At 72.9% G+C, this 18,489-nt stretch carries 17 protein-coding genes and 3 tRNA genes; 3 read left to right on the forward strand and 17 right to left on the reverse strand.

What is annotated here, in order from left to right; genetic code table 11:
• Positions 1–22: 22 nt before the first annotated feature.
• On the reverse strand, positions 23–1,894 hold the full coding sequence (locus ACTSKS_RS05430; RefSeq protein WP_442927351.1) for a BCCT family transporter: 1,872 nt from the start codon (positions 1,892–1,894) through the stop codon (positions 23–25).
• 202 nt (positions 1,895–2,096) lie between these two features.
• Here ACTSKS_RS05430 and ACTSKS_RS05435 point away from each other — a divergent pair, with 202 nt between their 5' ends.
• Positions 2,097–2,363 carry a hypothetical protein gene (locus tag ACTSKS_RS05435; protein WP_041103606.1) on the forward strand — a complete coding sequence of 89 codons (267 nt, stop codon included), beginning with the start codon at positions 2,097–2,099 and terminating at the stop codon, positions 2,361–2,363.
• 7 nt (positions 2,364–2,370) lie between these two features.
• Here the strand turns inward: ACTSKS_RS05435 and ACTSKS_RS05440 are convergent, their stop codons facing one another.
• The 4 genes from ACTSKS_RS05440 to ACTSKS_RS05455 form a co-directional block, all read right to left on the reverse strand.
• Positions 2,371–2,985 (reverse strand): cysteine hydrolase family protein, encoded by a 615-nt coding sequence (locus ACTSKS_RS05440; protein WP_069941069.1) that lies wholly within the window; start codon positions 2,983–2,985, stop codon positions 2,371–2,373.
• Positions 2,986–3,077: 92 nt separating this feature from the next.
• Positions 3,078–3,153 (reverse strand) — tRNA-Phe (locus ACTSKS_RS05445).
• A gap of 72 nt (positions 3,154–3,225) precedes the next feature.
• Positions 3,226–3,299 (reverse strand) — tRNA-Asp (locus ACTSKS_RS05450).
• A gap of 116 nt (positions 3,300–3,415) precedes the next feature.
• Positions 3,416–3,488: transfer RNA gene (locus ACTSKS_RS05455), tRNA-Glu, on the reverse strand.
• A gap of 125 nt (positions 3,489–3,613) precedes the next feature.
• Between ACTSKS_RS05455 and ACTSKS_RS05460 the strand changes: the two genes are divergently transcribed.
• The gene (locus ACTSKS_RS05460; RefSeq protein WP_095353590.1) at positions 3,614–4,009 is read left to right on the forward strand and encodes a metallopeptidase family protein; all 396 of its coding nucleotides are present in this window, start codon (positions 3,614–3,616) and stop codon (positions 4,007–4,009) included.
• A gap of 7 nt (positions 4,010–4,016) precedes the next feature.
• Here ACTSKS_RS05460 and ACTSKS_RS05465 read toward each other — a convergent pair whose 3' ends face one another.
• The 10 genes from ACTSKS_RS05465 to ACTSKS_RS05510 all read right to left on the reverse strand — a co-directional run bounded on the left by ACTSKS_RS05465 (position 4,017) and on the right by ACTSKS_RS05510 (position 15,139).
• Entirely contained in the window at positions 4,017–4,991 is a 975-nt protein-coding gene (locus tag ACTSKS_RS05465) for a universal stress protein (protein ID WP_135019635.1), read from the reverse strand.
• Between the two features lie 60 nt (positions 4,992–5,051).
• A complete protein-coding gene (locus ACTSKS_RS05470; protein WP_256835931.1) occupies positions 5,052–5,981 on the reverse strand; it encodes a spermidine synthase in 930 nt (309 codons plus the stop codon).
• The gene (locus tag ACTSKS_RS05475) at positions 5,978–6,541 is read right to left on the reverse strand and encodes a GNAT family N-acetyltransferase (RefSeq protein ID WP_144825051.1); all 564 of its coding nucleotides are present in this window, start codon (positions 6,539–6,541) and stop codon (positions 5,978–5,980) included. The genes ACTSKS_RS05470 and ACTSKS_RS05475 overlap by 4 nt, the downstream gene beginning before the upstream one ends.
• Positions 6,542–6,648: 107 nt before the next feature.
• A complete protein-coding gene (locus ACTSKS_RS05480) occupies positions 6,649–7,026 on the reverse strand; it encodes a thiamine-binding protein (RefSeq protein WP_256835929.1) in 378 nt (125 codons plus the stop codon).
• A 31-nt stretch (positions 7,027–7,057) separates the two neighbouring features.
• Entirely contained in the window at positions 7,058–8,398 is a 1,341-nt protein-coding gene (locus ACTSKS_RS05485) for an Nramp family divalent metal transporter (protein WP_060774560.1), read from the reverse strand.
• A gap of 93 nt (positions 8,399–8,491) precedes the next feature.
• Positions 8,492–10,246 carry a dipeptide ABC transporter ATP-binding protein gene (locus ACTSKS_RS05490; RefSeq protein ID WP_256835928.1) on the reverse strand — a complete coding sequence of 585 codons (1,755 nt, stop codon included), beginning with the start codon at positions 10,244–10,246 and terminating at the stop codon, positions 8,492–8,494.
• Positions 10,247–10,248: 2 nt separating this feature from the next.
• A complete protein-coding gene (locus ACTSKS_RS05495; RefSeq protein ID WP_049158139.1) occupies positions 10,249–11,241 on the reverse strand; it encodes an ABC transporter permease in 993 nt (330 codons plus the stop codon).
• Positions 11,238–12,242 carry an ABC transporter permease gene (locus ACTSKS_RS05500; protein WP_002856116.1) on the reverse strand — a complete coding sequence of 335 codons (1,005 nt, stop codon included), beginning with the start codon at positions 12,240–12,242 and terminating at the stop codon, positions 11,238–11,240. Before ACTSKS_RS05500 ends, ACTSKS_RS05495 begins: the two co-directional genes overlap by 4 nt.
• A 136-nt stretch (positions 12,243–12,378) precedes the next feature.
• Positions 12,379–14,061 (reverse strand): ABC transporter substrate-binding protein, encoded by a 1,683-nt coding sequence (locus ACTSKS_RS05505; RefSeq protein ID WP_256835927.1) that lies wholly within the window; start codon positions 14,059–14,061, stop codon positions 12,379–12,381.
• A gap of 154 nt (positions 14,062–14,215) precedes the next feature.
• Positions 14,216–15,139 carry a glycerophosphodiester phosphodiesterase gene (locus ACTSKS_RS05510; RefSeq protein ID WP_002856111.1) on the reverse strand — a complete coding sequence of 308 codons (924 nt, stop codon included), beginning with the start codon at positions 15,137–15,139 and terminating at the stop codon, positions 14,216–14,218.
• Positions 15,140–15,239: 100 nt separating this feature from the next.
• On the opposite strand from ACTSKS_RS05510, the gene ACTSKS_RS05515 reads away from it, so the two are divergent.
• On the forward strand, positions 15,240–16,517 hold the full coding sequence (locus tag ACTSKS_RS05515; RefSeq protein WP_065572808.1) for a DUF445 domain-containing protein: 1,278 nt from the start codon (positions 15,240–15,242) through the stop codon (positions 16,515–16,517).
• 105 nt (positions 16,518–16,622) lie between these two features.
• On the opposite strand, the gene ACTSKS_RS05520 is transcribed toward ACTSKS_RS05515, so the two are convergent.
• Positions 16,623–17,492 (reverse strand): hypothetical protein, encoded by an 870-nt coding sequence (locus ACTSKS_RS05520; RefSeq protein ID WP_010079630.1) that lies wholly within the window; start codon positions 17,490–17,492, stop codon positions 16,623–16,625.
• Between the two features lie 33 nt (positions 17,493–17,525).
• Positions 17,526–18,251, reverse strand: a complete 726-nt coding sequence (locus tag ACTSKS_RS05525) for an alpha/beta hydrolase (RefSeq protein WP_256835924.1) — start codon at positions 18,249–18,251, stop codon at positions 17,526–17,528.
• Between the last annotated feature and the right edge of the window lie 238 nt (positions 18,252–18,489).

Here is an 18,489-nt window from a genome sequence, read left to right on the forward strand (position 1 = left end):
GTCCTTCCGCGACGGGGGGCCGTCAGCGCGGCGTGCGGCGCAGCCGGGTCCGGCGCGCCGCCGGCCCGGCCTCGGCGCCGGCGGCCGCGTCCGCGGCCGCATCGGCGATCCGCTGCTGGTGGTCCCGACTGAGCGAGGCCCACCACTGCGAGGCCGCCACGGGGCCGGAGTCGACCACCTCGTCGTCGTCGGACTCGAGGCCCAGGCGGTCCTTGATGGAGGCCAGCATGGCCTGACGGCGCACCGCCTCCACCCGCGCCACGGAGTAGCCGAGCGAGCGGAACGTGGCCAGGCAGATCAGCAGCATCAGCACGGAGAACGGCAGGCCGATGGTGATGGCCAGGACCTGGATGGCGGACAGGCCGCCGGCGGCCAGCAGGGCCGCGGCCATGAGCGAGGTGGCGATGGCGAAGAAGATCTTCACCGTGGCCTTCGGGTTCACGTCGCCGCCGGTGGCGAGCATGCCCATCACCAGCGAGCCCGAGTCGGCGGAGGTGATGAAGAAGATGCCCGAGAGGATGATGGCGCCGACCACGAGCATCATGCCCGCGGGCAGCTGCTCGAGCACCTGGAAGAGCGCGGTGTTCGAGTCGATGGCGCCGTCCGCGCCCACCACGGAGGTGTACCCGGCCGGGCGGGTGGTCTCGAGGAAGATCGCGGTGCCGCCCAGGATGCCGAACCAGACCACGCAGACCAGGGTGGGCACCAGCAGCACGCCGGCGATGAACTCGCGCACGGTGCGACCGCGCGAGATGCGGGCGATGAAGATGCCGACGAACGGCGTCCAGGACATCCACCAGCCCCAGTAGTACGCGCTCCAGCCGGCCTGCCACGCGTCGCCCTCGGCGCCGTAGAACGCGGAGACGTTGAGCGAGTTCGCGAAGAAGTACTGCATGTAGGAGCCGAGGGACTGCACCATCTCCTTGAGCAGGAACGCGGTGGGCCCCACGATCGCGATGAACAGCAGCAGTCCGGCGGCCAGGATCAGGTTGGTGTTGGACAGCCACTTCATGCCGCGCTCGACACCGGAGACCACGGTGTAGAGCACCACGCAGGTGACCGCGCCGATCATGGCGTACTCGAGCCAGGGGCTGTCCTCGGGCACGATGCCCAGCGCGCGCAGGCCCGCGGACATCTGGGTGACGCCGAGGCCCAGCGAGGTGGCCACGCCGAAGACGGTGCCGATGAGGGCGATGTTGTCGATCAGGTGGCCCCAGCCGCCGCGCACGCGGCGCTCGCCGATCAGCGGCTCGAAGGCCCAGCGCAGCGCGAGGGGACGGCCACGCCGGTGGATGGCCAGCGCGACCGCCACGCCCACCACCGCGTAGATCGCCCAGGGCTGCAGGCCCCAGTGCAGGAACGTGGTGGCCAGCGCCGACTGGGCGGCCTCCGCCTGGGTGGGGTTGGCGGCCGCCACGTCGGGCCGCGGCGAGGTGAAGTGCATGAGCGGCTCGGTCATGCCGAAGAACACGAGGCCGATGCCCATGCCCGCCGCGAAGAGCAGGGAGAACCAGGACAGCGTGGAGAACTCGGGCTTCTCATCGGGCTTGCCCAGGGTGATGTCGCCCTTGCGGGAGAACGCGAGGTAGCCGCAGAACAGCACGAAGAACAGGGCGACGAGGGCGTACCACCACGAGAAGTTCGTGATGATGGCCTGCTGGACCAGGCCGATGCCCACGGTCATCTGCTCGGGGGCGAGCAGCGTGGCCCCCACGAAGGAGAGCACGATGACCGCGGAGGGCCAGAACACCCACGGCAGCAGGACGCGGTCGCGGGCGGCCGCGGCGGAGGTGGCAGGGGCGACGGCGCCGTCGGCCGTGGGGGCGGAGGAGGGGCGGGTGTCGGCCCGCTCAGGATCCAGTGGATTCTTCAAGGGCGGTGTCGGATCGCTCATCCTCCCGACCCTACGTGGTCCCGCGCGCCGGCCCCCCGCCTGAGACGCGGCCGAGTGGACGGTCTCACCCGGCCGGGTGACCGCGCCCACGGCCCCGGCGCGGGCGCCCCCTGGTGAGGCGTGGGCGGCCTCACTAGGGTGTGGGGCACCACGACGACGGCGGCGCCGGACGGGCCCGCCCGTGAGAGGAAGGACCCGCACCATGACCGACGTCCCCTTCGAGGACCGCGAGGACGAACGAGAGCTCGAGACGGACCTGCTCGCCGATCCCAACGCCGCCGGCGACCCCGAGCCGGAGGACGGCCGCGACGGCCAGCCCGTGCGCGGCGGCTCGGACGACCCGCAGCACCGGGCCGGGGAGGGACGTGCCCCGGACTCCCTGCGCAATGCGGAGTCCGCCGCCATGCACATCGAGGAGGACGCCCAGGACCGCACGCGTGCGGACGAGGGCGACGTCGAGATCCTGTGAACGCCCCTCAGCCCCGGTCGGGGACGAGGCCGGTGCGCAGGAGGGTGAGTGCCTCGTCCTGCCCGAGGAGCGGCTGACGCATCTCGTCGCGGAGGAAGTCGAGCATCGCCGCGGCCAGCGCCGGCTCCTCGGAGGCGATCGCGTCCGTCGCGATCGCGGCGTGGAAGTCGAGGGCGAACGCGGCCGTGGCGGTCTCGGCGATGCAGCTGTGGGTGGAGACGCCGCACAGCAGGAGCCGATCCACCCCGCGGCCCCGCAGCTCGGCCGCCAGTCCTGTGCCGTGGAAGGCGGAGTCCCGGGTCTTCACGACCTCGACGGCGTCCGGGGCGGCCGCCGCGACCCCGTCGAGCAGAGCGGCCTGCCGGGTGCCCGGGAAGGCGAAGCCCTCGTCGTCGGCCAGCATGTTCAACGTCCACGTGGAGCGGTCCCGCGCGTGCTCGGTCCGCACCAGGAAGACGGGACGGCCGGCCTCGTGCGCGGCCCGGAGCAGTTCCACGACCGCCGCCGTCAGCTCGGACTGATGGGCGGCCAGCGCGGGATGCTCGAAGTAGCTGTGCTGGACGTCGATCACCACGAGCGCGGTCTCGCCGCCGGTCGCGCGGGCGGAGGGGGAATCGGGCATCGACCCAGTGTGCCCACCGCGTCGCCGCCTGTCAGCGGCCCGTCGCCCCGGACGACGAAGGCCCCCCGCGTCTGCGGGGGGCCTTCTCGAAGTGGTGGCTCCGACCGGCGTCGATCCGGTGACCTTACGATTTTCAGTCGTACGCTCTACCAACTGAGCTACAGAGCCCGGCGACCTTCGTCACCAGGACCATGCGTCACCGGACTCCGTTTCCGAATGCCGGTGATCGGACGATCCGAGCGACCCTGACGGGACTTGAACCCGCGACCTCCGCCGTGACAGGGCGGCGCGCTAACCAACTGCGCTACAGGGCCATGTTCTGTTGTTCTCGCCGCTTTCGCAACGAGTGGAAACTCTAGCAGAGCCTCCGAGCGTCGTGCAAATCCACGCTCCACGTGCCGTTCCGGCCGCCGAGGGCGGCCGTTCTGCGTACCCCCAACGGGATTCGAACCCGTGTCGCCGCCGTGAAAGGGCGGTGTCCTAGGCCTCTAGACGATAGGGGCAGGTCCGATGTCGAGATTCCCGAGGTGGACCCTGGGAGTCTATGGTGGCCGCACACCCTCCGGCAAGTCCGGCCGCCGGCCGGCCGCCCTCCGCACCGCGGAGCCCCGCACCCCCAGGAGCCGCCGTGGACCACCGCCCGTCGCCCGAGCAGCCCGCCGCCACGTGGATGAGCGAGCAGGAGTTCGACGACGCCGTCTCCGCGGCCCTCACCCGCATCCCGGACGAGCTGGCCCGGCTGCTGACGAACGTCGTCGTGGTGGTGGAGGACGAGTACGAGCCGCAGCGCTGGGAGGACCCGGCCACCGAGCTGTTCGGCCTCTACGAGGGCGTGCCGCTGACCGAGCGCGCCGAGCTCGCGTGGCAGATGCCGGACCGGATCGTGGTGTTCCGCGGCCCGCTCACCCGCCACTGCACCTCCCGCGCCGAGCTCGAGGACGAGATCACCGTCACCGTCATGCACGAGGTGGGGCATTTCTTCGGCATCTCCGAGGAGCGCCTCCACGAGCTCGGCTGGGGCTGAGCGCCGGTCAGGACTCCGGCTGGTCCTGGACCGGGCCGAACGAGGCGCGGCGGCCGAGGCGGACGTCCTCGCGGAACGGGACGACGAGCACCGGGCCCTTCGCGTGGTCCGCGACTCCGCGGCTCGTGGAGCCGACGATCGCACCGGCGAAGCCGCCCAGACCGCGCGTGCCCACCACGGTGAGGCGGGCGGTGGCGGTCTGGTCCACCATCACGTCCACGGGGGTGCCGTCCACGAGCTCGGTGAGGACCTCGAGGCCGGGGAACTCGGAGCCGATCCACGCGGCGCCGGCGTCGAGGCGCTCGCGCAGCTCCCGCTCGCGGGCCTCCTCGTCCAGGCTGACGGCCAGCCACGCGGCGTTCGCGCCCAGGGGCGGGACGGCGCACACGAGCTTCAGCGGCGCCTGGCGGAGGCGGGCCTCCTCGGCGGCCTCGAGAGCGGCGGCACGGCCCTGCTCGGAACCGTCGACGCCCACCACGACGGCGGTCCTGTCCCCCGCGCGGCTGGCCTCGACCCCGGCGGGGATGAGGGCGACGGGGCAGTGCGCATGGCCGGGCAGCGCGGCGGCCACCGAGCCGAGCAGACGGCCCATGAAGCCGCCGCGGCCGCGCGCGCCCGAGACGAGCAGGGAGGCCTCGGCGGAGAGCTCCACGAGGACGCCGGCCGCGTCACCGATCTCCACGCGCAGCTCCGGACGCACCCCGTCGGCGTCGAGCTTGCCGGCGACCTCCTCCAGGAGCGCCTGCACGCCCTCGCGGAGGCGGGAGTCGTCCAGGACGGCGCCGCCGGCGTCCGCGCCGTAGCCCCAGTACGCGGGGATCGAGTAGGCGGTGACGAGGGTCAGCGGCTCGCCGCGCAGGCCGGCCTCGCGCTGGGCCCAGCGGGCGGCGGAGACGGACTGGTCGGAGCCGTCCACACCCACCAGGACGCCGAGCGGTGCATCCTCGCGGCGGGGGGCGGCGGGCTGGGTCTGGGCGGACATGGCGACCTCCTCGAGTCAGACTCGACGGGCCCCGGGCGGACCCGGCCGAGTGCCTCCAGTCTACACCTCGGGGCCCGGGACGAGTCCCGTGATCCCGGGCGCGGCACCCGCGGGGAAGCCGCGTGGATCCTCCGCGAGCCGGGCCGGGAAGGCGTCCATGCGCAGGGCGCGGGCCAGGCGGTCGCGGGGGTCGGCGCCGGGCGGGGCGTCCACGGCGGGGCGGGCCACGGGGGTGTCCGAGGCCGCCACGATGACGTTGCCGCGGCGCCGCCCCTTGAGCATGGGCGGATCCGCGATCACCTCGACGTGCTCGAACGCGGCGACGACGGCGGCCACGTCCGCCCGCACCGACGTCAGGTCCGGCCCGCCGCCCACGTTGAGCACGTACAGCCCGCCCGGGGCGAGGACCCGCGCGGCGGCGTGGGCCGCGTCCAGGCCGGTGAGGCCCGGCGGGGTGATGTGGCGGGCGCCGGTCAGGTCCGTGGGGTCCGGGGCGAAGACGTCGCGGATGATCAGGTCGCGGCTGGCCGGGTGGGCCGTGGCCAGGACCTCGGCGGCGTCGGCCACGCGGATGCGCAGGGCCGGGGCGCGGGGCAGGCCGAAGCGCTCGCGGGCGAGGGCGGCCAGGCCGACGTCGATCTCCACCGCGGTCTGGTGGGAGCCCGGGTACGCGTGGTCCACCCAGCGGGCGAGCGCGCAGCCCGCGCCGCCCAGGTGCAGGGCACGCAGCGGTGTGGGCTCCGGCCAGTGCGCCCGGACGGCTGCGGCGGCCCAGCGCATGTACTCGAAGGCCATGCGCTCGGGGCGCTCGGGGTCCAGCGGCGAGGACTCGACGCCGTTGACGTAGAGGATGAACGCGCCCGGCTCGAAGGCGTCCTCGCGGATCTCGGCGGTGCCGTGGGTGATCGCGTGGACGCCCGGCTCGATCCCGGAGGGGCCGGCGGATCCGCCCGCGGCCCGGCCCCGGCGCGCCGACGACCGGCGACTCACGCCGCACCGCCGTCGTGCGGGAGGCGGCGCACCATCAGCTGCTCGTGCAGGCCGGCCCACGGGCCGGTCATCGGCTCCGGCGCCCCCACGGCCGCGAAGCCGTGCTTGACGTAGAACGCGACGGCCCGCGGATTCTCGGCGAGGACGCGCAGCAGCGCGGGGCGGTCCCCCACGACGGCGTCCAGCAGGCGCGCTCCCACACCGGTGCCGTACGCCTCGGCCAGGACGTAGAGCACCATGAGCTCCACATCGGGCAGGTCGGCGGGCGACGCGGGCGCGTCGTCCGCACCCGTCCGGCCCGTCTCCGCCGCCGAGCGACGCGGGCCCGCGAGCGCCACGCCGAGCAGCCGGCCGCCGTCGTCGGCGACCCAGAGGTCCCGGTCCGATCCGATCAGCGCGGTCCACGCGGGCACGTCCTCCGGGATCCGGGCCTCGATCGCGTCCAGGTAGGCGGACGGCAGGAGCGCGCCGTAGGCCTCCCGCCACGACCGCGCCTTGACGCGCAGCAGCGCCTCGACGTCCCCGGGGGCGGCGGGGCGCACGGTCACGGGCTCAGGCACGGGCTGCTCCTCCGGGCCGCCGGCGCGGCGGCCATTCCTCGAACGAAAGCGCCTCGACACGCCGCCGTTTCCCGAACGAAAGCGTCCGGGGGCAGCGGGGAGGGGGGTCACCCGGCGTCGCCGTCGCGCGGGGCCGGGGCGGCGCGCCGTTCCTCATCCTCGGCGAGGGCCGACTCGAGGCGCTCGAGCTTGCCGTCCAGCTCGTCGGTGTGGCCGGGGCGGATGTCCGCCTTCAGCACGAGCGAGACGCGGGAGCCGTACGGGGACACGGCGTCCACGGCGGCACGCACGACCTCCATCACCTCGTCCCAGTCCCCCTCGATCTCGGTGAACATCGAGGAGGTGCGGTGCGGCAGGCCGGAGGCGCGCACCACGGCGACGGCGGCCGCGACCGCCCGGTGCACGGACGCGGTGTCCGCGTCACCGGGCAGGTGCTCGGCGTCGGCAGGTTGGCCGGAGGGGGCGACGGAGAAGGCGACGATCATGGCACCAGTGTGCCTCGCTCCCGCCGCCGGCTCACCCCCCGAGCACCGGCTGCAGGGCCTTGATCAGCTCGTTCACGCCGATCGCCACGAACACGGCCGCGGTCAGGCCCAGCAGGGTGTTGCGGACCCAGCCGTTGCGGAACTGCCGCGGCACGTCCTTCGTGTTGTTGAGGAACAGCAGGGTCACGGCCAGGAACGGCATGAACAGGGCGCCGAGCGTGCCGTAGAGCAGGATCAGGAAGATCGGCCGGTCCAGGAACAGCAGCGCCATGGGCGGCAGGGTCAGCCACAGCAGGAAGAAGCGGCCGGGCTTCGAGGACAGCGACGGCGCGTCGTCCTGGTCCAGCTCCTCGGCGGGCCGGCGGAAGTTCGTCCAGAAGTCCGCGAACATCAGCGAGACGCCGTGCCACACGCCCAGCAGGGAGGAGAAGGACGCGGCGAAGAATCCGACGAGGAACACCGTGGACCACGCCGAGCCGTAGCGCTCGGCCAGCACGTCGCCGACGTCGAGCAGGCCCTTGTCGCCCGAGGAGATCGCCAGCCCCGCCGAGTGCAGCAGCTCGACGCCCATGATCATGGTGGCGATCACGAAGATGCCCGTGAGGATGTACGAGGTCGCGTTGTCGAACCGCATGACCTTCAGGTACTTCGGGACGTTCCAGCCCTTCTCGCGCAGCCAGTAGCCGTAGGCGGCGAGCGTGATGGTGCCGCCGACGCCGCCTGCGAGGCCGAGCACGTAGAACATGACGTCCGGGTCGCCGGAGGGCAGCTGCGGCACGAGACCGGCCAGGATCGCGCCCAGGTTCGGGGCCGTCAGCGCCGCGGAGAGCAGCACGGTCACGAACATGACGCCGATCAGCACCGTCATGAGCCACTCGATGAGGCGGTACCTGTCCAGCCAGACCAGCCCCAGGCCGATCAGGCCCGCGGCGATCGCGAACACCTTGCTGTCCACCCCGGGGAACAGCGCCGCGAGCGGCAGGGCGGTGGAGGACATCGCCGTCGCCCCGTACACGATGCCCCAGATGAGGATGTACGGGCCGAAGTACCAGGACGTCCAGGCCCCGAGGGTGCGCCAGCCCTGGAAGATCGTCTTGCCGGTGGAGAGGTAGTAGCGGCCCACGCCCTCCACGAGCACGATCTTGAAGATCACGCCCAGCACCACGGCCCACAGCAGCATGTAGCCGTAGCGGGAGCCGGCGGTCAGGGTGGCCACCAGGTCCGCCGCGCCCACGCCCGTGGCCGCGGCGACGATGCCCGGGCCGAGGGAGTTCCAGCGCGGGCGGATCGGCGTCTCGTTCAGTTCGGCGTCGGTGAACCCGACGATGTCCGGGTTGTGCACGGGGCGCCCGGGGTCGACGGCGTGGGCCATGGGATGCTCCTGCGATCGGGGATGCGAGTGATGCGAGTGGCGCAACAAGTATCACGCATGGAAGCGACGCCGCTCACATCCTTCCGCGGTGCTTCACACGTGCGTCCCGTCCGCCTCCACGGCGATGCCCAGCTCGTTGCCCGGGATCGAGGCGAGCAGTCGCCGCGTGTACGGGTGCCGGGGGTTGGTGAAGACCTCCTCGGAGCTGGCCGCCTCCACCACCTGGCCGTCCTTCATGACGCACACGTAGTCGGAGATGAGCCGCACCACCGCCAGGTCGTGCGAGATGAACAGGTAGCTCAGCCCCAGCTCGTCCTGCAGGCGGCGCAGCAGCGTGAGGATCTGGTCCTGCACGAGCACGTCCAGTGCGGAGACCGGCTCGTCGCACACGATCAGCTCGGGGTTCAGCGCGAGCGCGCGGGCGATCGCCACGCGCTGGCGCTGTCCGCCCGAGAGCTCGGCCGGGTACCGGCGATGGAAGTGGGAGGGCAGGGCGACCTGGTCCATGAGCTCGAGCACGCGCGCCCGCCGCTGCCTGGCGTTGCCCCGCCGGTACGTCTGCAGCGGCTCCTCGATGATCCGGCCCACCGTGAACGAGGGGTTGAGCGAGGAGAAGGGGTCCTGGAACACGGCCTGCACACGCTGCCGGAAGTCCTTGAGCCCCTCCCCCTTCAGCGCCAGCACGTCCTTGCCCTCGAAGCTGATCTCGCCCGAGGTCGGCTCGATCAGCTTGAGCAGCATGCGCGCCGTCGTCGTCTTGCCGGAGCCGGACTCGCCGACGATCGAGACGGTCTTGCCGCGCGGGATCTTCAGGGAGACGTCCTTCGCGGCGGTGAAGTCCTCGTGCCCGCGCACGGGGTAGACCTTCGTGAGGTCGCGGATCTCCACCAGCGGGGTGAGGTCCTGCTTCGCCAGGGCCACCGTGGTCAGAGCCGCGGTGTCGTCCTCGGCCAGGTCGGCCGGGGCGGGATCGAAGGCCTCGGGCAGCAGGCGGGCCGCCGCCACCGACGGCGCGGCCGCCACGAGCGAGCGGGTGTAGGCGTGCTGCGGGTCCTCGAGGATGGCCCGCGCGTCGCCGGACTCCACCACGCGTCCGCGGTGCATCACCACGAGCTGCTGCGCCCGCTCGGCGGCGAGGCCGAGGTCATGGGTGATCAGCAGCACGGAACTGCCGAGCTCGCGGGTCATCTCGTCGATCTGGTCCAGGATCACCTGCTGCACCGTCACGTCCAGGGCGGAGGTCGGCTCGTCCGCGATCAGCAGCTGCGGCCGGCACGCCAGGCCGATGGCGATCAGCACGCGCTGACGCAGGCCGCCCGAGAGCTCGTGCGGATACTGCTTGGCCCGCCGCGCGGGCTCGGGGATGCCGGCGCGCTCCATCACCTCGACGACGGCGGCCCCCACGTCCTTCTTCGTCGCCATGCCGTGGGTCAGCAGGGTCTCCCCGATCTGCTGCCCCACCCGGGTCACGGGGTTGAGGTTGGACATCGGGTCCTGCGGCACCAGCCCGATCCGGCGGCCGCGGATGCCGCGCATCCGCGACTCCGGCAGGCCCACGAGCTCCTCGCCCGCGAAGCGGACGGAGCCTGCCGTGACCCGGCCGTTGCCGGGCAGCAGGCCGATCGCGGCCATCGCGGTGGTGGACTTGCCCGAGCCGGACTCGCCCACGATCGCCAGCGTGCCCCCGGCCGGGAGCGTGAGGGACGCGCCCTCCACGGCCTGCACGGTGCCCTGCTGGGTGGTGAACTCCACGTCCAGGTCACGGATCTCCAGCAGCGGGGCGCCGGCCGCGGGGACCGCGGGCGCCGCGCCGGGGCCGGGCGCGCCGTCGTCGTGCTTGGGGTCCATGGTCAGCGCCTCCGGGAGGTCGGGTCGAGGGCCTCGCGCAGGGACTCGCCCAGCAGGGTGAAGCCGAGCGCGGTGATGGCGATGCACAGGCCGGGCAGGAACGCGAGCCACGGGTTGATGCCCAGCTCGGCCTGCGCGTAGGTGAGCATGCGGCCCCACTCGGCGGTCTCGGGGCGGCCGCCGCCGAGGCCGAGGAAGGACAGGGCGGCCGCGTCGATCACGGCCGTGGCCAGGGTGAGCGTGGCCTGCACGATCACGGGGCCCAGCGAGTTCGGCAGCACATGGGACATCGTGATCCGCCCGCGCGAGAGGCCGAGGGTCTGCGCCGCGAGCACGTAGTCCGACCCCTTCTGCGTGAGCATCGAGGACCGAAGCAGCCGCGCGAACACGGGCACCTGCGCCACCCCGATCGCGATCATCACCGCGAACGGGGTCTGCCCGAGGATCGCCGCGATGGACACCGCCAGCAGCAGATTCGGCACCGAGAGCAGGATGTCCACCACGCGCATCACCACGGAGTCCACCCAACCGCCGAACGTGCCGGCCAGCAGGCCGAGCAGCATGCCACCGACCAGGCCGAACGCCGTCGAGATGACGCCGATGAGCAGCGAGGCCTGCGCGCCCCAGATCAGCTTGGAGAGCACGTCCCCGCCGAAGCGGTCCAGGCCCAGCGGGTAGCCGGCCACCTCGCCGGGGCCGGGCACGTGGGTGGGGCGGATCTCGCGCATGCCGGGCGTGGCCGTGCCCGCGTACGGGGCCAGCACCGGGGCGAGGACGGCCACGAGCACGAAGAGCAGCACGATCACGGCGCCGGCGATCGCCGCCGGGTTGCGGCGCAGCCGCTGGAACGCGGCGCCCCACACGGAGGTGCCGCGTGCGTCCGCGGCGGCCTCGGTGGTCGCCTGGGTGGCCCCGGCCTCGACGGGCGCCAGCGCGTGGTCGACGGCGTGCTCGGTGGGTCCGCCGCCGGGGCTGGGGGGCAGGTTCACGCTCATGAGACACGCACCCTCGGGTCGATGAGGCCGTAGGAGACGTCCACGACCAGGTTGATCAGCGAGTAGAGCAGGGCGATGAAGATGATGAAGCCCTGCAGCACCGGGAAGTCGAGCTGGAAGATCGCCTGGGCGAGGAACCGGCCGATCCCGTTGAACGCGAACACCGTCTCGGTGAGCACCGCCCCGGAGATCAGCAGGCCCAGCTGCAGGCCGAGCGTGGTGCTCACCGGCAGCAGGGCGTTGCGCATGATGAACCGGTCCCGGATCAGGCGCGGGGCCAGGCCCTTGGCACGGGCCGTGCGCACGAAGTCCGCGTCCTGCACGTCCAGCACGGAGGCGCGGGTGATGCGCGCGATGATCGCCAGCGGGATGGTGCCCAGCGCGATGCCGGGCAGCACCAGGTGGGTCAACGCGTTCAGGGCCGCGTCCCACTCGGCGGTGATGATGCCGTCCCACACGTAGAAGTTCGTGTAGTGGGTGGCGTCGATCCGCGGGTCCTGCCGGCCGTCCGTGGGCAGCCAGCCCAGCTTCACCGCGAACACCCACTTGAGGATGAACGCCAGGAAGAACACGGGCACCACCACGCCGATCAGGGACAGCACGACGGCGACGTCGTCCTGCCACCGGCCCACATGGCGGGCGGCCCAGTAGCCGAGCGGGATGCCGATGACCACCGCGAACACGATCGCGAAGATCGAGAGCTCCAGCGTGGCCGGGAAGCGGTCCGCGAACTCCTCGACCACGGACCGATTCGTCATGATCGAGGTGCCGAAGTCGCCGCGCAGCAGCCGCCCCATGTAGGTGACGTACTGCTCGAGCAGGGGCTTGTCGAAGCCGTACGCCGCGTTCACCCGGGCCACGGCCTCGGGGGTGGCGCGGTCGCCGAGCAGGGCGGTGGCGGGGCCGCCGGGCAGGCTGCGGACCCACACGAACAGCAGGACGGACAGTCCGAACAGGGTGGGGATCAGCAGCAGCAGGCGCTTGCCGATGAGTCTGAGCACGAGGGGCCTCCATGCCGGCGCGGGGGCCGGGCCGGTCGGTGCGAGGGACGGGCGGTGGCGGGCGGGCCCGCGACGACGGCGCCGGGGCGCGGCGCCGTCGTCGCCGGTGGGGCGGGTCGTCCCCGGCCCTCCGGGCTCACTCGGTCAGGTCGATCTCGTTGAAGACCTCGTCGTTGACCGGGCTCGCCGGGTAGGAGGCCACGCGCTTGTCGAAGGCCAGCGACGGGGCCGGGTGGGCGAGCGGGACCGCCGGGACGATCTCGGAGATCTGCTCGTTGATCTCCTGGTACTTCGGCGTCTGCTCCTCGAGCGTCGGGATCTGGCGGGCCTCCTCGAGGGCGGAGAACAGCTCCTCGTCGGTGAAGCCGAACTCGGGCTTCTCCTGGCCGAAGAACACGCCCACGAAGTTGTCCGTGTCGTTGTAGTCGCCGGTCCAGCCGAGCAGGTGGATGCCGTGGTCCGCGGAGCCCTGCACCTGGTCGAGGTAGTCCGGGCTCCACTTGGCCGGCTTCGCGTTCACCGTGATGCCCACCTCGGCCAGCTGGCTCGAGAGGTTGGAGAACGCCTGCTCGGGGGTCGGCATGTACGGGCGCGAGACGCCCGTGGGGTAGTTGAAGTCGATCGTGAAGCCGTCCGGGTAGCCGGCCTCGGCGAGCAGCGCCTTGGCCTTGGCGGGGTCGTGCTCGTACGTGGTGACGTCCTCGCTGTACCCGTTCACGGACTTCGGGATGAACTGGGTGGCGGGCTCCGTGCCCTCGGGGAGGGTCTGCGCGATGAGGGCGTCCTTGTCGATCGCGTGGGCGATCGCCTGGCGCACCCGGACGTCCTGGAGCTCCTCCTTCTCCTGGTTCAGGCCCAGGTAGAGGATGGTGAACGGGTCGCGGGCCACCACGTTGAAGCCGGCCTCGGACAGGGCCGCGGTGTCCGCGGGGGCCACGAGGTCATAGCCGTCGATGTCCCCGGCCTCGAGCGCCTGACGGCGGGCCACCGGGTCGTCGATCACGCGGAAGGTGATGTCCGTGACCTCGCCGCCCTCGCCCCAGTAGTCCTCGTTGGCGGTGAGCTTGATGTCCTCGCCCACGCTCCAGGACTCGAACTTGTAGGGGCCGGTGCCGGTGGGGTGGGCCCGGGCGTACTCGGACAGCTGCGGCGACTCGGCGGTGCCGCCCACCTCGTCCGCCTTGTACTCCTCGAGCGCCTTCGGCGACTGCATGGCGAAGGCCGGCAGGGACAGGGAGGGGATGAATCCCGCGAACGGCTGCGCCAGCGTGATCCTCGCCTCGTGCTCGCCGGTGGCCTCGCACTCCTTGTAGACGGCGTCCTCGGGCTTGTCCGCGAAGCCGCGGAACAGCTTGCCGTAGTAGTACGAGAGGGTCTCCGACTGCTGGATGCCCGTGAAGTTGTACCAGCGGTCGAAGTTGGCGCACACGGCCTCCCCGTTGAACGGCTCGCCGTCGTGGAAGCGCACGCCCTCCTTCAGGGTGAAGGTGTGCGTGAGGCCGTCCTCAGAGGACTCCCAGGACTCGGCCAGCAGCGGCGCGGGGTCCGCGGTGCCCGGCTTCGTGCCCACGAGGCCCTCGAAGATCTGGCGGGAGACCCGGAAGGTCTCGCCATCGCTCGCGAACGCCGGATCGAGGCTCTTGGGGTCCGAGGACGCGGCGAAGATGAACGAGCCGTCCACCTGGGCGGCGTCGCCCCCGCCCGAGCCGCCGGAGCCGCCGCCGTCGCGCTGGCTCTGGGCGCAGCCGGTGACGAGCAGGGCGCCGGCCGCGGTGAGCGCGGCGGCGGACAGGAGTCGGTGACGCAGACGGGTGGCCATGGGGGCTCCTCCGGGAGAGGTCTCAGCCGAGACGCGGGTGCGAGGGGACCGCGCCGTCGGGTGTGACCTGGAGCACGGTCCTGGACGTGACTATAGCCACAAGCGCGGGCGGGGACGCAACGCCGGCCCCGTCTGCGCGTGCGGCGCGGCGCCCTCAGGCCCCGGTGGGCATCCGCTCCCGACGCGCGGCGGCCCGGTCGCGGACCCAGCGCAGCACGTCCTCCGGACGGTTGGTGGTGAGCTCCTGCACCCCCTGGGCGAGGAGGAACTCGGCGTCCTCGCGCTCGTCGACGGTCCACACCCGCAGGCGTCGCCCCGCCGCCAGCCACGCCTTCACGTCCGCCAGGTGCTCCCGCACGTAGGCCACGGAGGGCCCCGCCAGCCCGGCCCGGCCGCGCCAGACGAGCGCCTCGGACCCGGCCAGCGACTGGCGCGCCGCCGCGCGCACCGCCGCCCGGCTCAGCGGCCCCCGGGCGAACCGGGTCGGCAGCTCCGTCGGCATGAGGTCCATCAGGGGGCAGAGGGGGTCCGTGCCGGCCAGCGGCGCCACGTGGCGCAGCGCGTCCGGATGGAAGCTCATGAGGGACACCTGCACCTGACCCACCCGGCCGGTCTCCGGGTCCCAGCCGGCCCGCAGCAGCTCCCGCAGCACCCGCTCCTCGAGCTCATGCCCGAACGGGGAGGGGTGCTTGAGCTCCACGGCCAGGCGCAGCGGCCGGTCCGCGGCCGTCGCGATCGCCAGGAGGTCGGCCAGGGTGAGCACCTGCTCCCCCGCGCCGCCGTACGCGGCGGGCGGCGCCGTCGTCGTGGCGGGCTCGGCCCCCGGACGCCGGGCGTGCCACGAGACGACGTCGAGGCCGCGCAGACGATCCAGCGTGTGGTCCGCGACGGCGCCGTGCCCGTCCGAGGTGCGGTCCACGGTGGGGTCGTGCCAGCAGACGACCTCGCGGTCCCGCGTGAGCTGGACATCGCATTCGAGACCGTCCGCGCCCACGGCGAGGGCGTGGAGCATGGCGGCGCGGGTGTGCTCGGGGAAGGCGGCGGAGGCACCGCGGTGGGCGATCACGAGGGCGGGCACGCCGCCAGGCTAGGGAGCGCGTGTGCCGGCCACGTCACCGCAGGGTGCCCGGCTGGTTAACTGGTGGGGACCATTCGGTGCGCGCGATCAGGAGCCTCCCGTGTCCCTCTCCCCCGACCCCGCCCAGCAGCTGCTCAGCGCCGGCGCCCTCGAACGCGCGGCGGGCCTGCGGCGCATGAAGGCCGTCGCCCTGGGGCTGCTCATCCTGCTGGCCGTGGTGTTCGTGGTCGCGTTCCCGTTGCAGGACACCCACCCGGTGTGGGGCTACGTGCGCGCCGCCGCGGAGGGCGGCATGGTCGGCGCGCTGGCGGACTGGTTCGCGGTCACGGCGCTGTTCCGCCACCCGATGGGGGTGCCCGTGCCGCACACCGCCCTGATCCCGCGGAAGAAGGACCAGCTCGGCGCCGCGCTGACCGAGTTCGTGCAGGAGAACTTCCTGGACTCGGAGGTCGCCCACGAGAAGGTCGACGGGCTGAAGGTGGCCGAGGCCGCCGGCGGCTGGCTGCGCCGGGAGGAGAACGCGGCCCGCACCGCCCGGGAGATCGCGACGGCGGCCCGGGGCGCCATGGCCGCGGCCGACGACGACGCCGTCCAGGAGCTGCTGCGCCAGCTGATGGAACGCCACATGGTGGCCCCGGACTGGTCCCCCACGCTCGCGGGCGTGCTGGAGGACGTGGTGGCCGGACGGCACCACGAGCGCGTGGTGGACCTCGTGGTCGCCCACACCGGGGACTGGGTGGCCGCCCACCCCGAGCTGTTCGTCGAGACGGTGCGCCGTCGCTCCCCCGAGTGGAGCCCGGACCTCGTGGACCGCCTCCTCGCCGAGCGACTGCACGCCGAGACCCTCAAGTATCTCGCCGGCATCCGCCGCGACCGGGAGCACGAGGCCCGCCGCGCCGTCGACGACTGGCTCGACCGCCTCGCCGACGAGATGCGGAACGAGCCGGCCACCCGCGCCTCGGTGGAGCGGTTCAAGCGGAACCTGTTCGCGGACGAACGGCTGCGTGCGTGGGCCGGGCGGGCCTGGGTCTCCCTGCGGGACTCGCTCCTGGACGCGCTCGAGGACCCGTCCTCCGACCTGCATCGCGCGCTCGTGGCCGCCCTGCGCGACCTCGGCGCCCGCCTGCAGGAGGACCCCGAGCTGCGCGACCGCGTGGACGGCCACGCCCGCCGCGCCGCGGCGTATGCGCTGAGCTCCTACGGCCCGGCGCTCACCGGGGTGATCGAGGAGACGGTCGCCCGCTGGGACGGCGAGCAGACCGCGCGCACCCTCGAGCTGTTCGTGGGCAAGGACCTGCAGTTCATCCGCATCAACGGCTCGGTCGTCGGCGCGCTCGCGGGCCTGGCGATCCACGGGGTGGCCACGCTGTTCCTCTGAGCCGCGGCTCCCGCCCCGCACTTTCGAACGTGGAATGGGGCGAATGGGCGCTTTCGAACGTGAGATTGGGCCTCTCTCACGTTCGAAAGCGCGGGGACGAGGCCGTCAGGCGGCGGGCTTGTCCTTCTCGTCCTTGCCGCCGGGCAGGGCGCGACGGATCGCACCGAAGACGCCGCCGTCGTCCTTGGTGCCATCGGCGCGCCCCTGTGCGGCGCCCTCGCGGATCTCGCCGGGGATCACCATCGGCAGGGGGCTGAAGAGCTCCGCGGCGTTCTCCATCACGGCCTTGCCCATGGCGCGGTTGCCCACGCCGCCGATCACGGCGCCCACGCCGAACGGCACGGCGCGGCCCACGAAGCCGGCACCCTGCCGCAGGCGCATCTTGCGCATGAACGTCCTCTTGAGGCGATCCACCACGAACGCGCTGATGCCGGTGCCCGATGCGGTGCCCGCGAGCGCGTTGAGGCTGGACTGCGGGTCGTAGGGACGGCCGGCCTTGGCGGCGGCCTCGCGGAGCAGCTCCTTGGCGTCGTCGCCGAGCATGAGGCCCATGACGAGGGCCTGGGCGCGCTGCGGGTCCTGCGTGGTGATGCCGTGCAGCTCGGCGAGGGACTGCGCGTAGAGGGCGGTGGCCTCCATGAAGCCGGCGACCGCGACACCGGACAGGCCGAGCGCGGCCACGGTGCCGATGCCCGGGACGATCGCGGTGCCGCCCACGGCGGCACCGGCCCCCGTGACGGTGGTCAGGTACTGCTGCCCGAGCCGCTCGGCGAGACGCTCCGGGCTCTCCCCCGGGTGCTTCGCCGCCATGCGCTGGATGTTCTTCAGGACCAGGGGGCGCTGGACCGCCAACACCGTGGAGAGGGCCTTCTCGAAGCCCTCCGTGGGCTCGCCGTTCTCATCGAGTGCCGACTTCAGCCCGAAGTCCTTCACCTTCCCGGACGCGTACCGGCCGATCGTCGAGTTCTTTGCCATGCGCGCCACAGTATCGGCGCGCGACCCCCGCGGTCAGGACCCGGGCGTCGCCGCGCGCAGGGAGTGCTCGAGGAAGATGCGCACGTCACGGACCTCGTCGGGGCCGGTCCCGTGCAAGATCCCGGGGTAGGTGCGCACGGTCAGGCGGGTGTGCTCCTCGGCCCACGCGCGGGTGTGGGCGACGGCGTCCGGATGGATCACGGGATCCTCGGCGTCCCGGCCCCAGAAGAACGGGCGCGGGCCCGGTCCCTCGGCCGGGGAGTCGAGCATGGCCAGCAGCTCGTTGTCGACGGCGAAGCCGCTCAGGCCCACACCGCAGGTGAACGCCTCGGGGCGCAGACGCAGGACCGTCGTCGCCATGGCCATGCCCTGGGAGAAGCCGAGCACCGAGACCGTGCGGAAGCCGGCCGCCACGACCTCCTCGGCGGAGAGCACGTCGAACACGCGGTGGGCGGCGGCGAGCACCTGGGCGAAGTCGGACTGCAGCAGCAGGTCGAGCAGGAACCAGCCGTGCGCGCCGGGGTCGCCCGGGCCTTCGGACGCCGTCTCGTCGATCTCGAAGCCGCCGCGCACCGCCAGGCCGGTGCACCGCTCCGGGAGCATCGGGAAGTGGCGGCGCGCCGCGCGGACCTCGTTGGAGCCGTAGCCGTGGAGTACGAGCACCAGGTCCGTGCCCGCGCGCTCCGCCGGCGGGCGCGACCACACCACGCTGTGGCCGGAACTGATCGTCTCGGTGACTGGTGCGGGCGTGGGGCTCATGGCTCCATCCTAGGGAGGACCCCCGACCGGGCGTCATGCCTAGTCAGGGGCCGCTCTCGGGTGGACCTCCGTAGAGAGTTCGAGAACCCCTGCCCGGCCTTTAATACCGTGGCTTCTCGCCGGTCGCGGGGCACTTACCGGCGGGACCGGAGGCCGCTGGAGCCGTCTGTAGTGGACGAGCGGGGCCGGATGGTGCGTGCAGTTGGGATGACTCAAACCTTTCTGAGCCCGGCACAGG

The sequence above is a fragment of the Micrococcus sp. TCR-5 genome (assembly GCF_052220525.1).
Lineage (GTDB): Bacteria > Actinomycetota > Actinomycetes > Actinomycetales > Micrococcaceae > Micrococcus > Micrococcus luteus.